Origin of the sequence: Sphingobacterium sp. BIGb0165 (assembly GCF_024810095.1) — a bacterium.
Taxonomy (GTDB): Bacteria; Bacteroidota; Bacteroidia; order Sphingobacteriales; family Sphingobacteriaceae; genus Sphingobacterium; species Sphingobacterium detergens.
On the sequence record NZ_JANUEB010000005.1, the window covers coordinates 425,716 to 440,054 of the forward strand.

Sequence of the window (14,339 nt, forward strand, 5' to 3'; positions counted from 1 at the left end):
TTCATTTTGAAAAAGACATTTTATTTTATACGACACGGACAGACTGATCTAAATCTAAAGGGCATAGTGCAGGGGAGAGGGGTTGATTCCCCATTAAATGAAACAGGTATGGCCCAGGCTCAGGCTTTCTTTGAACGGCACAATACAGTGCCTTTTGACAAAGTATACACCTCGACTTTACTACGGACCCATCAGACGGTAAAGGGCTTTATTGATCAGAATTTGCCCTGGGAACAGCTTGTCGGGTTGGATGAAATCAGCTGGGGAATCTACGAAGGGAAAGAGCAGACATCCGAGTTGTTATCTGGTTTTGAGCAATTGGTTGCTGCATGGCGCAACGGAGAGTTGGATGTCAGTATTGAAAATGGAGAATCTCCTAATGCATTAATGGAGCGCCAGCAGGTTGCATTGGATCATATGCTGGCTCAAACAAATGAAGAAAACATCCTTGTTTGTATGCATGGTCGTGCCCTACGTATTATGCTTTGCCTCATGACTGGTATTGATGCCCGATATATGGATGATTTTCCACACACAAATACTGCTTTATATAAATTGCTGTATAATAATGGTCAATTTGAAATTATAGACCATTACAATACAGACCACTTAGAAGCATTGATGAATGAATAAAATTAGAGTTTCAGCCGTATCGTATACAAACACATATCCGTTTTTGAACGGAATACGCAAATCAAAGGTAATGGATCAAATTGATCTCAGTGTCGATTATCCAAGTGCCTGTGCACAAAAAGTAATAGATGACGAGGCAGATATGGGAATTATTCCGACTGCCGCATTACTCAGTCTTCCTGAATATTATATCAATACGGATTTTTGTATAGGGACTGAAGGCGCCGTTGATTCGGTGTTTATTTTTTCCAATAAGCCCATTACGGAGGTGGAGACTCTCAGATTGGATAAGCAATCGCGTACTTCTAATGGTCTTGCCCGTGTGCTGCTAAAGAATTACTGGAAAAGAGATGTTCAGTTGATTACAGACGACAGTGTGGAACCAGATGCTTATGTCCTGATCGGTGACCGCACCTTCGGTAAAAAGAATACTGTACCCTACGTCTATGACCTGGGGAAGGAATGGTTTGATTTTACAGGATTGCCTTTTGCGTTTGCCCTTTGGGTAAGCAATAAAAAGTTGCCTGAATCGTTTGTGAGAGATTTCAATGATGCCCTCGCTTATGGTGTCGCTCATGCGACCGATGTCATTGCGGGACTGCCCGAATTTGAAGGGTTTGACTATACAAAATATTTAACAACACATCTTGATTTTCATCTAACGGATCAAAAACGGGAAGCTGTACAACGCTATTTGGGCTATTTAAAAGATCTGGATTGATCAAATAAAGCTCACTGCGCTACACATAAAAAAAGAGGTTTGTTCAATAAACCTCTTTTTTTATGTGTAAATATACCTTGTTATGCTTTCTATGTTCTTCCGACTTTCACTTTTCGGCCCTTGACTTTCTGTCCGTTTGCGGCATTGATGATTGCTAAAGCCAGTTTACGTTTGACAGCAACATAAGCAATTTTGTCTTTGACTTCGATAATTCCGATATCGTCTTTTTCGATGCCTTCCAGATTTAACAGGAAGCCAACGATGTCAATTTTGTTGACTTTGTCCTTCCTTCCCGCGCTGACATAGAGTGTAGCGAAAGGCGAGTTTTCGGGGAGATCATAAAAGTCGGGAAACTCCTCCTCCGCGGTATCTTCCAGAATGTAGGGATAATTTTCTTCCGGTTTTAAGATGACATACACATCACCTTTTGCCTGCATACGCGCTGTGCGTCCATTGCGGTGTGTAAAATCATCTTCTTTATGTGGAAGCTGATAGTGAATAATTGCATCCACTTCAGGAATATCCAATCCCCGGGCAGCAAGGTCTGTCGTAATCAAGACATTGTTGGAGTGGTTTCTGAATTTTAGTAGCGCCAACTCTCTGTCCTGCTGCTCCAAGCCACCATGAAAGATGTCATGGATGATATTACGATTATCCAATAAGTCGCTGATATGGTCGACAGCATCACGATGATTGCAAAAAATAATCATTTTTTTTGTACCAATCTTGCAGATAAGTTTTAAAAGCGCTTCTAGTTTCTTTTGACTGGTTGCAACTACTTTTTTTATCGTGATCCGCGGGATATTGTTTGCATCTTTCAGGAAATCGACAGTAATGGGATCCTGAATCTGCGTAAAAGGCGGAATGGTCTCCATTGTTGTCGCAGAGGTCAATATGCGCGACTTAATTTTTGGCATGTGCCGAATGATAAAATCCATTTGCTGATGAAAGCCAAGCTCCAGGGACTTGTCAAATTCATCCAGTATTAGGGTATGGATTTGGCTAGGATCAAAATTTCCCTCTTCAAGATGCTGTTTTATTCGACCGGGGGTACCAATAAGAATAGATGGTGCATCTTTGAATGCATTTTTTTCGATACGTGTGCTATGTCCGCCATAGGCACAGGTCACTTTGTATCCTGTGGTCAGTTTCCGGATGACTTGCTCGATCTGTAAGGCGAGTTCACGGGTAGGGACTAAAACCAGAACCTGTACTTCACGCGGGATATCTTTTAGCTGTTGTAGTATTAATAATGAAAAGGCTAAGGTTTTTCCTGATCCTGTAGGGGAGAGCAAGATGAGATCTTTGTCTTGTTGGTAGGTGTCCAATACCTTTTGTTGCATTTCATTCAGGGATGAAATACCTAATTTGTTTAAAATAGCTTCTAGCTGCATAGCACAAAAGTACTAATTAAAACGAAATGGTAACCCACCTGTTTCAGATGGATTACCTTTGTCAGATTTTTATATTGGACTTTATAGCAAAGAACGCTTTTTAACACTCCAATGTATTATACTTTAATAGTATTGTTTTAGAGTATATCAATACCTTCTTCGCGTAAAGCTTGTTTTTTATCTTCTTCCCAGATACTGACCTGTACTTCGCCGATATGTTGCTTTTTAAGCATAAACATACAGACACGTGACTGACCGATACCACCGCCAATAGATTCAGGTAATTCATCGTTAAGAAGCATGCTATGAAACGTCAGTTTGGATTTTTCGCTGCAATTTCTGATTTCCATCTGATAGGCTAAGGCTGTTTTGTCGACACGGATACCCATGGATGAAAGTTCGAACCCTGAATTTAAAATTGGGTTCCAAACAAGGATATCACCATTTAACCCATTGTAGCCAGCTTCATTTGTTGTACTCCAATCGTCGTAATCTGCCGCTCGACCATCATGTGCTACCCCATTGCTCAGTGCACCGCCAATGCCGTAGAGAAATACCGCACCGTGTTCTTTTGTGATAGCATTTTCTCGTTCTTTAGCACTTAAGTCGGGGTACTTTAGCAATAACTCCTCCGAAGAGATAAATGTAATGGTCTCTGGAAGGATCGCTTTTATCTGTGGGTATTTACGCTCCACCTGTAATTCTGTAAATCGAAGTGATTCGTATATATTGAGTACCGTATCTTTCAGGAGAACCAAATTACGTTGATCTTTTCCGATTACTTTTTCCCAGTCCCATTGATCCACATAAATGGAATGTATAGGGGTATAATCTTCATCTGGGCGAAGGGCTTTCATGTCTGTGACAATACCTTCACCCGGTAACATTTCAAGCTCTTTTAAGCGCACTCTTTTCCATTTCGCCAATGAATGAACCACGACTGCACGCTTTTCATTTAAAGATTTGATCGGAAAGGAAACAGGGCGCTCGATGCCATTCAGATCATCGTTTAATCCTGTGCCATCCAAGACCACCAGTGGTGATGAAATTGGAATCAGATTTAACTTGCTTTTTAATTCTTGGACAAATGTATCTTTAACGAAGCTGATAGCAACTTCGGTATTTAAAAGTTTTCTTCCCTCCATATGAGTCAATTGAAAAGCCATGTACGGATCGTTGTACATCGCATCATTTTTCTTATTCAGTTATTTGATACAAAAATATGAAAATATCATTTGCTAATATGTTTTGTTGTGATTTTTGATATTTATCTATTAAAATGTTGAAAAAATATAAATATTACAAGAAAAAGCGAATAGGTCAATATGTAATTATTAAACTATTAATTTGTCGGTGCAACTAAACTTAGCCGACCCAATAAAAAAAGCCCTGAAATAATTTTCAGGGCTTTTTTGTTCTATTGAATGGGATCCACTTATACCGAGAAACTCTCGCCACAGGCACATGTACGGCTTGCATTTGGATTATGAAATTCAAAGCCTTTTCCATCCAACCCATCGGAGTAATCAAGTTCTGTTCCCGCTAAATAGAGAAATGATTTGATATCCAAACAGATTTTAACTCCTTTATCTTCGAAAAACTGGTCTCCCTTTTTTTCCTCATTATCGAAATTCAGTTTATAGCTTAAGCCTGAGCAACCACCACTTTCTACAGCAACACGCACAAAGTAATTGCCGTCATATTGCTCATCCTTCATGATTGCCTCGATACGAGTTTTTGCTTTATCAGTAACTGTAATCATAGTTGTATCTTTGTCTACAACAAAGATACATACAATCTCGCTATATTTCGCCCGCTTTTAAGTTTTTAGAATGTCATAAATTAACTGATCAAACCAGCCTTATAAAGTTGCCATATTGGCGATTGATCCCTTATTTTTTGTACGGCTTCTTTAATCAATTGCGCGCATTGTAGGATTTCTTCACGCGAGGTCAATATACTTAGGCTAAATCTGATGGCCGAAAGTGCATCTTCTTTGGATATGCCCATGGCCAGCAGTACATGTGACGCTTCCCTTGATCCGGTAACACAGGCGGAGCCGGAGGACAGGGCCAAGGTAGGACAGGCGGTCATAATCTCGCTTGCGAGCACATGTTTGAAACTGATATAGCTTGTCGTCGGTAGGCGGGGAGTATTTTGTCCATGTATAATAATTTGAGGAATATCAGCTAACTCGGCTTCCAGCAGATCTCGATACGCTCGAACATGTGTATAGGCTTGTGGGTTTAGCATGGAGATCGCCTTTCCAAAGCCGACGATGGCCGGAACATTGTAGGTACCACCCCGAAAACCATTCTCCTGACCACCACCTAAAATTAATGGTGTAAGCTGAATGGGTTTTGATTTGCGTCGGATATAAAGTGCACCAATTCCTTTTGGGCCGTGAATTTTATGTGCACTTAAACATAAAAGATCAATAGGAAGCTGCTGGAGGTCGATCGCAACTTTTCCGATTGCTTGTGTGGCGTCGCAAAAAAATAGAATATCTTCTTTATTGCAGATGGATGCCACCTGTTCGATTTCAGCCAGCACGCCAGTCTCATTATTCGCCGCCATCAGACAGATTAATATGGTTTTGGCGGTAATGGCATTTTTAAGATCATCCAAGGCTATGTGCCCCTGACTGTCAACGGGAAGATAAGTAATTTGTGCCCCTTGTTTGGTCAGTTGTTCACAACAACTTAATACTGCTTTATGCTCCGTAGTGGCTGTAATGATATGATTCCCTAGAGACCGGTATTTGTCAAATACACCCTGCAGTACGGTATTGATGCTCTCTGTAGCTCCGGAATTGAAAAAAATTTCTTTTGGCGTACAATTTAAAGCTTCGGCGACTTGCGCTCTGCTCTGTTGAACCGCTGCATTTGCAGCTCTACCCATCTGGTGATAAACACTGGACGCATTTGCATAATTTTGGATGAAATAAGGGGTCATCTCCTGCCATACTTCATCCAAAATTTGGGTGGTTGCATTGTTGTCCAAATATATGGTATCCTTCATCAGCATAAAGATAAGGATAATGGTGTTTATGCAGAAGCTTTCACATCAACTTCCTTCTTTTTGACATTGGGATCATAGCGTAGTCCCGGTGTCAACCAATACATCAAAATAACGCGTGAATATCGGTAATTGAAGGGAGACATCAACACAACACTCAATATAGCGACAGTCGCATAAAGAATGAAGGATGAATCATTGCCGGTAAGGATGTAAGTTGCCATACAGGCCGTTACCATCTCTGCGATGGCAAATGCATAGGTGACATACATGGCACCATAGAAATAACCCGGTTCGCGTTCGTAGCGGAGACCACAGTATTCACAATGACTATTCATCTTTTGAACCTTTAGACCATAGGCAGGACCTTTGTATACATGGCCGACTCTACATCTTGGACATTTTGCTTGCCATGCGGCTTTGAATTCCGATAATTCGTATTTAACTTCTTCCATAGTTATAGTTGTTTTCTGAACTCCTCGGGTGTGAGATCAGTGGATTTTTTAAAAAATTTGGTGAAATAGGAGTTGTCCTTAAACTGCAATTCATTTGCAATTTCAGTAATATTTAAATTTCGATTGATCAATAGTCGTTTTGCTTCCAGGACAATCCGGTTGCGGATAATCTCTCCAGCCGACTGACCGATATAGGATTTACAGATCGCGTTCAGGTGATTTGGCGTGATAAATAGTTGATCCGCATATACACTCGGTAATTTGGTGGATTTAAATTGTTGTTCAACCAATTGCTGAAAGCTATTGAATATTTTATGATTATAGGGGTTGCTTCCGTCTTTTTGTTCTTTTTCAGAACAGATGGAAACATATAGTAGAAATTGGAGCAGTAGTGTACGGATATAATCTTCGGATAGACCAATGGACTTCGCCGATAAGATCTCGTCCAGAATATTCGTCGCCTGAGCACGGCAAGGACCTTCCAGTTCAAAAATTAAATGCTCAATTTTGCCCTGTAAAAAACTGAAACGCTCCAGATAATCCGTGCGTAATAAAAACGATTGGAAATAGTCGACTGAAAAATTGACAACATAGCCCCCCTCATCACCAACAAAATTCCAGGTATGCACTTGGCCAGGTGCCATGAAGTAGATTTGAAAGGGTTTAATTTTATAATGATTGAAATCGATGACGTGATCACCTGAACCTTTCGTAAATAATACAAAATGAAAAAAATTGTGTTTGTGAGGAAACACCATATTCGCATGTTTGATGACGTATTCACTTAAGTCATCAATATGGATAGTTGTTTTATTGTTGAGGTCGAGACTGCAACTATCTATAATAGGAATGGTGTTTTTTCTATTCATATTACAAAGTTAGCTCAAATTTTCTTTTTATAGTGGTGTTAATTTGGTCTTTTATGGTACTTTTCAACGATTTTAATATTTTGAATGATAAGTTTGGATGTTGGAACAATCCTTGTTTCAAAAAGCATGGAAATATATTTATTAAGCATGGAAAGTAATTTAAATAGTCTAGGGACTAAATTTGGGCGATTGACCGATATCGTCATTGATTCAATACCAGGTATTATAGGTGGTATTATTTTATTGATTATTGGTAAATATGTTATCGATTTGGTTAACCGATTATTGCACAAGCGTTTTGAGAAGAGAAATGTTGATCCTTCAATACGAGCATTTATCTCGAGTATGGTAAGGATTGTGATGTGGGTGATGTTGATGTTGACCGTTGCCAGTCAGATTGGTATACAGACGACCTCCTTTATAGCGGCATTGTCTGCCTTTGGTTTGGCTGTAGGTATGGCCCTTCAGGGAAGTCTAAGCAACTTCGCCGGTGGTGTGTTGATCCTGATGTTTAGACCTTTCGAGGTAGGTGACTACATCTCAAGTGCGAATGGTACAGCCGGAACTGTCGAGCGAATTGATATTTTATATTCAACATTGATTGGTGACGATGGTGTGCGAATCTTTAGTCCGAATGGTCCATTAGCTAATTCGGTAATCAAGAACTATACAAAAATCGTTCAACGGATGTTTGAATATACGGTGAGCATATCCTATGACAAAAATATAAAAGACGCAAAAGAAATCATTCTCAGAGTGCTTCGCTGCAATGAAAATGTACTGACAACACCTGAACCGACGGTGTTTGTCAAAGAGTTGGGAAACAGTTCAATCGTATTGACGGTGCGGGCATGGACCAAACGGGAACATTACTGGCCGGCACGCAATTCTATGCAGGAAAAAATTATGTTGGAATTAGAACGAAACGATATGAGTGTAGCTCCGAATCCAACACAGATTAGTATTGTCCCTAATGCAAATGATCAGGGAAGTCAGGTCAAAGCAGACGCTTAATCATCTGCCAAGGCACGAATAAGAATAAAGTACCGGTAGGCTAATATGGCCTGCTGGTACTTTTTTAGTTTAAGGGGATCCTGCTTCCCATATTTGGGAAGGATTGCTTTATTGAGCTTATTCAGGAACTGAAAGAAATATCGTTTCATGTATAGACTTCTGGATTGATAGTTTGTGGCATCTTTTCACCTTTGATCGCTGCCAATAAATTGCTTGCTGCCATTAGGGCCATATTGTCTCTGGTTTCCACAGTTGCGGATCCGATATGCGGTAGAATGCATACATTTTCAAGATTCAGTAGTGGGTTGTCTGCAGCCATGGGTTCAGGGTTTGTGACATCGAGTCCTGCTCCCCATAATTTTCCTGTGCGTAAAGCATTGGCGAGGTCTTCCTCCTGTACTAATCCTCCACGTGCCGTGTTGACCAGAATCGCGGAGTTTTTCATGCGCTTAAATGTATCCTGATTAAACCTGTTGGATGTCTCCGCTGTGAGTGCAGCGTGAATGGAAAGCACGTCACTTTGGGTGAGTAGATCATCAAAATTGACATATCTCGCCCCCAAGATCCGTTCAGCCTCCAAATTACGCCCACGGTTATAATAGATGATTTCCATATTATAGGCAGCCCTTGCTTTTCGGGCAAATTCAAGACCTATCCGTCCAAGCCCATAGATACCCAATGTTTTATTGTTGAGTTCTATGCCCAGCTGTGCTGTGGGGTCGAAACCTTTCCATTGGCCTTGCAAAATCTGTTTGTGATTGAAGAAAGCTTTCCTGGAAACGGCCAGCATCAATAGAAAAGCAACATCAGCTGTAGCGCCAGAAAGCACACCCGGTGTATTGCTCACAGGGATACCATATTTCGTCGCTGCAGGGATGTCAACATTGTCATAACCAACACTCATAAGGGATAACGCTTTAAGATTGGGGCAGGTTTGGAAAAATTCTTCGTCAAACTTTTGCATACCACCATTTAGCACATAATCGACCTGTTGTCCTGCCTGGATAAGTTCGGTAGGGGATAATGGGGTCGCAGAGTCATGTATTACTACCTCATGTCCGGCTGTCGTCAATAGGTCAATACCTTTTTGTGGGATTCGTTTCGTGATAAATATCTTCATGTAAATGTAACGCTGTTGTGGAGCCTGTTGTAAAATAAAATTATGATTGCCCAGTTTATTTGGGCCGTTAATCAAAGTTAATGGTTAACAGTTTGTGTAACAACAAAAAATTAGCCCTTTTTATGACAACAAAAAAAGCTATATCGTTGTTTCGATATAGCTCTGATAATAGTATTTTGCTTTCTTTTTAAAGAGCCTTTTTATTGATTCGTATTCTTTCTTTAAGGTGCCAATGAGCTTACTACACGCTGTCTATTTGCCTGAAACAACCTGCAGTGAATTTTCATCGCTGTTGGTGTAAAAGGCACGAAGATCTTATTTTGTGTGAAGCAGATTGTCCAAAATACTTTTCCCTTTATCATCGACAGAGATTGCAGTATTGGACAAGATGACGACGGCACTTTTTTTATCTGGAGACAAGGCGAGGTAGGAACTGCTTCCTGCTGTACCACCATTGTGCCAATAAAAAGTAAGATCATCAAGTAGGTTCATGTGCCATGCCAAGCCCAAGTCCGTATCAGGAGGGAGAAAGAAAGTAAATAATTTCGTGTTGGCCATCGCATTTTCTAGTGGGCTCTGTGGCATCTTAAACTGTGCATTTACAAATTTAAGCAGATCTTCCACGGTTGATTTTAATCCACCAGCAGCACTGAAAGTGTCAAAAGACCAAGGGGTTACTTCTTGCCCTTCTTTATTGTATACTTTAAAGGTATCTTTCTTTTTAGTATCTAATACCTGAAAGGTATTATTCATATCGAGTGGTTTACAGATGATTTCACGAATAATCTGTTCATATGGCTTTTTGTAGATACTACTGATGATATCGCCTAATATTGCATAACCCAAATTGCTGTACTCGTATTCTTCTCCGGGTGTTTTTTTGTTTTTGAAACTGGATAAATAACTATAGAGCGCTTTTTTATCGTATCCCTTGTAAGGATCATTTTCGCTGTATCCTTTTACTTTATCAAAATTGTCAGGAAGTCGTGGGAATCCCGAGGTATGGTTGGCTAACATCTGAAAAGTTATCTTCGCCAGGTCCGCATTCTTTTTCAATGTATCTGGAAGGAATAATGATATAGGTTGGTCCAAGGTAATTGTGCCTTCCTCAACAAGATTTGATAATAGGATCGCCGTAAAGACTTTGCTGAGCGAGCCAATTTCATAGGGCGAGGTTTTTGTCGGTAATGTCTGGTTACCTTTTGCGGTCTCGCCGTAAAAATAGGTTTTCGACTGCCCGTTTTTAATAATACCTATGGCAAGTGACTGCGTGTTTTGTTGTTTTAGGTAAGAATTTGCAACAGAATCGATGAAAAAATCCTCTTTGTCTACGGCTTTCGAAATGATTGTTGTCTCAACCGGTTTCTCGGCGATATTTTTGTCCGCTGTAGGTTCGTTCAGCTGACTAAAGTGCAGGGTGTTAAACTTGAGTGTCGAATCTGTCGCAAACAATACTTCATAAGTTTGACCGTCAAAATCCAGACGATAGGTTGCTGTACCTTTTTCGAAATTAGTGATATCCGAACTTTTGATCCTTCCCAAAGGGTAGATCTGTCGCAGCATCTGTGTAAACTTTGGAAGACTATATTGTTGTTTATAGGAGTCGCTCGCTAGATTATAGGCAGAGTCTGTCATCTGGGAATTGATGAAAAATTCCAATCTATTGTAAACTCCTTTGTTGATCTGTTCCGCTTGATTTGTCTGAGCAAAGGAGTAAGATGTGATGCCCAACAATATTGCTGTAAAAAAATGTTTCATAACCATTGTTAGGCACAAATCTACGGAATGTTTAAATTCCAATCAATTGTTTTAATCTGGCATAGCCTGATTTACTGATATTGAGCTTCTCACCAGAGATCAGCGCAGCAATATAAGAGTCCTTTTCATAGGGCTCCAATTTAGCCAATTGATCGACTTTGATGATAAACGAACGATGGATACGTACAAACTGATTTGGATCTAGGGATTTTTCAAAAAATGCCATGGTCTTATTCTTGAGGTACATGCCATCTTTGGTATGAATTTTTACGTAGTCATCATAAGACTCCAGGTATTTGACTGTATCAATTGGGATTATTTTGATTTGTGTACCTGTTTTGACAACAATCCGGTCGATCTTTGTTTCGTCTTGTGCAGCGAGTACCTCATAGTTAGGTTGGACTTTCTTCTCGGGTGCAGAATAACTTGACCTAAACTTCTCCAATGCTTTTTTGAAACGCATCGGGGAAACCGGTTTTAGCAGATAATCCAGTGCATTCTTTTCAAAGGCCTTTAACGCATATTCGTCAAATGCTGTGGTGAAAATAACGGCAGGAGGGTTATCCACCAGCTCGAGCATTTCAAAACCAGTCAATTTAGGCATTTGAACATCTAAAAAAACCAGATCAGGTTCATTTGTCTGGATCGCTTTAACGCCTTCAAAACCATCTCCACACTCAGCCATAATGGTTACATCGGCTTCATTTTTTAAATAGCCCGCAATAATGGAGCGTGCTAAGGGTTCATCATCAATGATAACGACTTTAATCATATTGAGGTATTTTTAGGGTGCTAGTAAATATATTGTCCTGAATCTGTGTTTCCATAAGATCATTTCTTCCATATAAAAGATATAATCTGCGTTGAATACTGGAAAGCCCAAATCCGGTGCCTTTTTTGGGACTCGATTGCTCTTCGATATCAAATGGATTGGTAATTTGAATCAGAAGTTGTCCCTCATTTGAGGTGCATTTAATTTGTATTTCGACCTGGTCGGTTATATTGTACAGTCCGTGCTTAATGGCATTCTCTACCAAAGGCTGGATGATCATTGCTGGCAATTTATTACTAAATATTTCCTCCGAGGAGGAGATGGAAGTGTTCAGACGATGACCAAAACGTACTTTTTCAATATCAAGATAAAGTTGTAGATGGTCCAGTTCTTCTTCCAGTGTGATAATCTGATTGTTTTCCTTTCTCATCGTGCCCCGTAAAAAATCAGATAGTTGAAATGTCATATTACGTGCTTCATCCGGATTCGCGCCAATAAGAGCGATGATCGAATTTAAGCTGTTAAATAAAAAATGTGGCTGCAGTTGCTGCCGTAAATTATAGAGTTCCGCCTCGCGAAGCAGATTTTCGGACTCTTGTTTCCGTTTGATGTTATTGATATTATCTTCCTGGATATTCCAGACGATATTGATAATAGCAACCGAAGTGAGGATAAGGAAGTTAACGATACCACGAAATGGTAGTGTTAAATCCAGTAGCGTGATAAAGTTGGGCTGAATAAAATAGCTCATTAGAAAACGGCTCAATCCTGTACTGATGGCGGCCATTATCAAGCCTATAATCAGTACCTTCCATATCTCGCGGGGTTGTGGTGTGTAGAAATTTAACGCAGAGGACATGCCGTAGCAGCAAAACATCATCACAGCACTATTAATCAATGAATCTTTAAATGCCAGCTCGGAATCAAATCCTGAACGTAACATCAGTAAATATTGTAATGCAAGATATCCGATAAATACGGATATACAAATAATGCCTATTAATCGACTTTTAACACTGAGGGACAGTTTGTTTTTCATCTATTAAGCATTTTTTATCGTTAAATTGCCCAATATACATGTACCAGTGATATAGATCTTTTTGTCGGTGTCAGGATTGTATATCGTCTGAAATCTTCGGTCATCGACAGATCCTAAAATGGAAGCTACATTACTGAATACCGTCCAATGTGGTGGGATAATAATACGTGCGCTGCCAAATAACTGAAATGTATCGATGACAATTGCCTGTTGGATATCTGCTTTTGTTAGATCCAGTTCAATACTTCCGAAGACATTGGTCAAATTGCCACCTCTAAATTGTTTGGAATAGATGACTTTCTTTTGGCCCGCAAAAATCGTATTCAGATTAAGACTGTCCTCAAAAGACTGATGAAATGAACTATTCTCTTTGTTGCCAAAAGCCTGCGCGTTAGGCGAGGCTTGTTGGCTTGATCCATATTGTTCGTTAAAAGGTTTCGCATCTGCATCTGACGCTGCAGTGTCCACCGGAGTATCTGTTGGACTATTGACACGCTTATCCCAATCGTAAGGATTCTGTGGCGGATTAGGGTAAGCAGGCGGAACCATCGGCGGTTTCCGTTTACTCATGATAAAATAAATCCCAAGTGAAATGATGATAATAGGGACGGTTACTGATCCAAAGTCCGTACGCATCATTCGGGAAATCAGGCTGGCACCACCGATAATCAATAAGATGATTGCCGATTTTTTCTGAAATTGAGAGTTTACCCCAATCACTAAACCAATAATGATCAATATTGTCGGCCAACTAAATAACCAGTCCGGAAACCAGTCTCCTAAATTCAGGTTATTCAATAATAAGAATATACCTACGATGATGACAATGGCCCCCACGATATTGCGGCTGTTATTGCTGTTTGGTATGATAGGTTCTTTTTCCATAATGTTTTTACTATTTATGACTCAAAGATAGAGGCACAAATAAACTATGCATATTCGCTTTAGGTAATACAACTTATATTTTCGGTAAATGTACTGATTTCGTCGGTAAAAAATCTTGTTGTTTAATTTTTATCGGCCGTCGATGGAATGGATATGCCATTTTTACGGTTTATTGTCTTTTTTTTTAATATTATTTGGTGTATTAAAATGAATTATTATATATTTATCAAAGATTAAGATTACTTTAAACTTAAATAACAACCAATGGGAGATTTTGAAAACAAAGAGCGTGAAGAGGTTTTTTCAAAAAAGGTGAGAGCAGGTAAGCGAACTTATTTTTTTGATGTAAAAGCAACTCGATCGAACGATTACTACATTACTATCACAGAAAGCAAGAAGCGCTTTGAAGATGGCCAGTTTATTAAGCATAAGATTTTCTTATACAAAGAAGATTTTGAGAAGTTTGCGGAGGGTTTGACAGATGTTGTAAATTACATTAAGTCTAACCAGGAAGTAATCGAAAAACGTTATGAGCCTAACTTTGACGATGCGTACGCTGAAGAAGCCGATAGTCGTTCAAAAGATGATTTTTCGTTCTAACGTACCCAGGATGAAATCTCAATGAAAAAAAGAAATAAAGCCACTCGCGTGGCTTTTTTTA

General features: G+C 39.7%; 16 protein-coding genes. 4 read left to right on the plus strand and 12 right to left on the minus strand.

What is annotated here, in order from left to right; translation table 11 throughout:
- The first annotated feature begins 6 nt into the window (after nucleotides 1-6).
- Nucleotides 7-633 carry a histidine phosphatase family protein gene (locus M2408_RS13745; protein WP_259182718.1) on the plus strand — a complete coding sequence of 209 codons (627 nt, stop codon included), beginning with the start codon at nucleotides 7-9 and terminating at the stop codon, nucleotides 631-633.
- Nucleotides 626-1,354, plus strand: a complete 729-nt coding sequence (locus tag M2408_RS13750; RefSeq protein WP_259182719.1) for a menaquinone biosynthetic enzyme MqnA/MqnD family protein — start codon at nucleotides 626-628, stop codon at nucleotides 1,352-1,354. The genes M2408_RS13745 and M2408_RS13750 overlap by 8 nt, the downstream gene beginning before the upstream one ends.
- Before the next feature lie 89 nt (nucleotides 1,355-1,443).
- Here M2408_RS13750 and M2408_RS13755 read toward each other — a convergent pair whose 3' ends face one another.
- The 6 genes from M2408_RS13755 to M2408_RS13780 all read right to left on the minus strand — a co-directional run bounded on the left by M2408_RS13755 (nucleotide 1,444) and on the right by M2408_RS13780 (nucleotide 7,090).
- Nucleotides 1,444-2,748 (minus strand): DEAD/DEAH box helicase, encoded by a 1,305-nt coding sequence (locus tag M2408_RS13755; protein WP_259182720.1) that lies wholly within the window; start codon nucleotides 2,746-2,748, stop codon nucleotides 1,444-1,446.
- Nucleotides 2,749-2,885: 137 nt separating this feature from the next.
- Nucleotides 2,886-3,932, minus strand: coding sequence for an aspartate--ammonia ligase (gene asnA / locus M2408_RS13760; protein WP_259182724.1), 1,047 nt, complete (start codon nucleotides 3,930-3,932; stop codon nucleotides 2,886-2,888).
- A 251-nt stretch (nucleotides 3,933-4,183) separates the two neighbouring features.
- A complete protein-coding gene (locus M2408_RS13765) occupies nucleotides 4,184-4,510 on the minus strand; it encodes an iron-sulfur cluster assembly accessory protein (protein WP_120258465.1) in 327 nt (108 codons plus the stop codon).
- Between the two features lie 80 nt (nucleotides 4,511-4,590).
- Entirely contained in the window at nucleotides 4,591-5,769 is a 1,179-nt protein-coding gene (locus M2408_RS13770) for a cysteine desulfurase family protein (protein ID WP_259182726.1), read from the minus strand.
- Nucleotides 5,770-5,795: 26 nt separating this feature from the next.
- Nucleotides 5,796-6,221 (minus strand): DUF983 domain-containing protein, encoded by a 426-nt coding sequence (locus M2408_RS13775; RefSeq protein WP_120258463.1) that lies wholly within the window; start codon nucleotides 6,219-6,221, stop codon nucleotides 5,796-5,798.
- Between the two features lie 2 nt (nucleotides 6,222-6,223).
- Nucleotides 6,224-7,090, minus strand: coding sequence for an AraC family transcriptional regulator (locus tag M2408_RS13780; protein WP_259182728.1), 867 nt, complete (start codon nucleotides 7,088-7,090; stop codon nucleotides 6,224-6,226).
- Between the two features lie 147 nt (nucleotides 7,091-7,237).
- Between M2408_RS13780 and M2408_RS13785 the strand changes: the two genes are divergently transcribed.
- Entirely contained in the window at nucleotides 7,238-8,104 is an 867-nt protein-coding gene (locus M2408_RS13785; RefSeq protein WP_259182731.1) for a mechanosensitive ion channel family protein, read from the plus strand.
- On the opposite strand, the gene M2408_RS13790 is transcribed toward M2408_RS13785, so the two are convergent.
- The 6 genes from M2408_RS13790 to M2408_RS13815 all read right to left on the minus strand — a co-directional run bounded on the left by M2408_RS13790 (nucleotide 8,101) and on the right by M2408_RS13815 (nucleotide 13,678).
- Nucleotides 8,101-8,253: a hypothetical protein gene (locus M2408_RS13790; protein ID WP_167457211.1), complete on the minus strand. Its 153-nt coding sequence runs from the start codon at nucleotides 8,251-8,253 to the stop codon at nucleotides 8,101-8,103. The two genes, M2408_RS13785 and M2408_RS13790, sit on opposite strands and share 4 nt — an antisense overlap.
- Entirely contained in the window at nucleotides 8,250-9,224 is a 975-nt protein-coding gene (locus M2408_RS13795) for a D-glycerate dehydrogenase (protein ID WP_259182734.1), read from the minus strand. Before M2408_RS13795 ends, M2408_RS13790 begins: the two co-directional genes overlap by 4 nt.
- 315 nt (nucleotides 9,225-9,539) lie before the next feature.
- Entirely contained in the window at nucleotides 9,540-10,982 is a 1,443-nt protein-coding gene (locus M2408_RS13800) for a serine hydrolase (RefSeq protein ID WP_259182735.1), read from the minus strand.
- A gap of 31 nt (nucleotides 10,983-11,013) precedes the next feature.
- Nucleotides 11,014-11,754, minus strand: a complete 741-nt coding sequence (locus M2408_RS13805) for a LytTR family DNA-binding domain-containing protein (protein WP_259182737.1) — start codon at nucleotides 11,752-11,754, stop codon at nucleotides 11,014-11,016.
- Entirely contained in the window at nucleotides 11,747-12,793 is a 1,047-nt protein-coding gene (locus M2408_RS13810; protein ID WP_259182738.1) for a sensor histidine kinase, read from the minus strand. Before M2408_RS13810 ends, M2408_RS13805 begins: the two co-directional genes overlap by 8 nt.
- A 3-nt stretch (nucleotides 12,794-12,796) precedes the next feature.
- Nucleotides 12,797-13,678: a cell wall-active antibiotics response protein gene (locus tag M2408_RS13815; RefSeq protein WP_259182741.1), complete on the minus strand. Its 882-nt coding sequence runs from the start codon at nucleotides 13,676-13,678 to the stop codon at nucleotides 12,797-12,799.
- Nucleotides 13,679-13,942: 264 nt separating this feature from the next.
- On the opposite strand from M2408_RS13815, the gene M2408_RS13820 reads away from it, so the two are divergent.
- Nucleotides 13,943-14,278, plus strand: a complete 336-nt coding sequence (locus M2408_RS13820; protein WP_104382695.1) for a DUF3276 family protein — start codon at nucleotides 13,943-13,945, stop codon at nucleotides 14,276-14,278.
- Nucleotides 14,279-14,339: the final 61 nt, after the last annotated feature.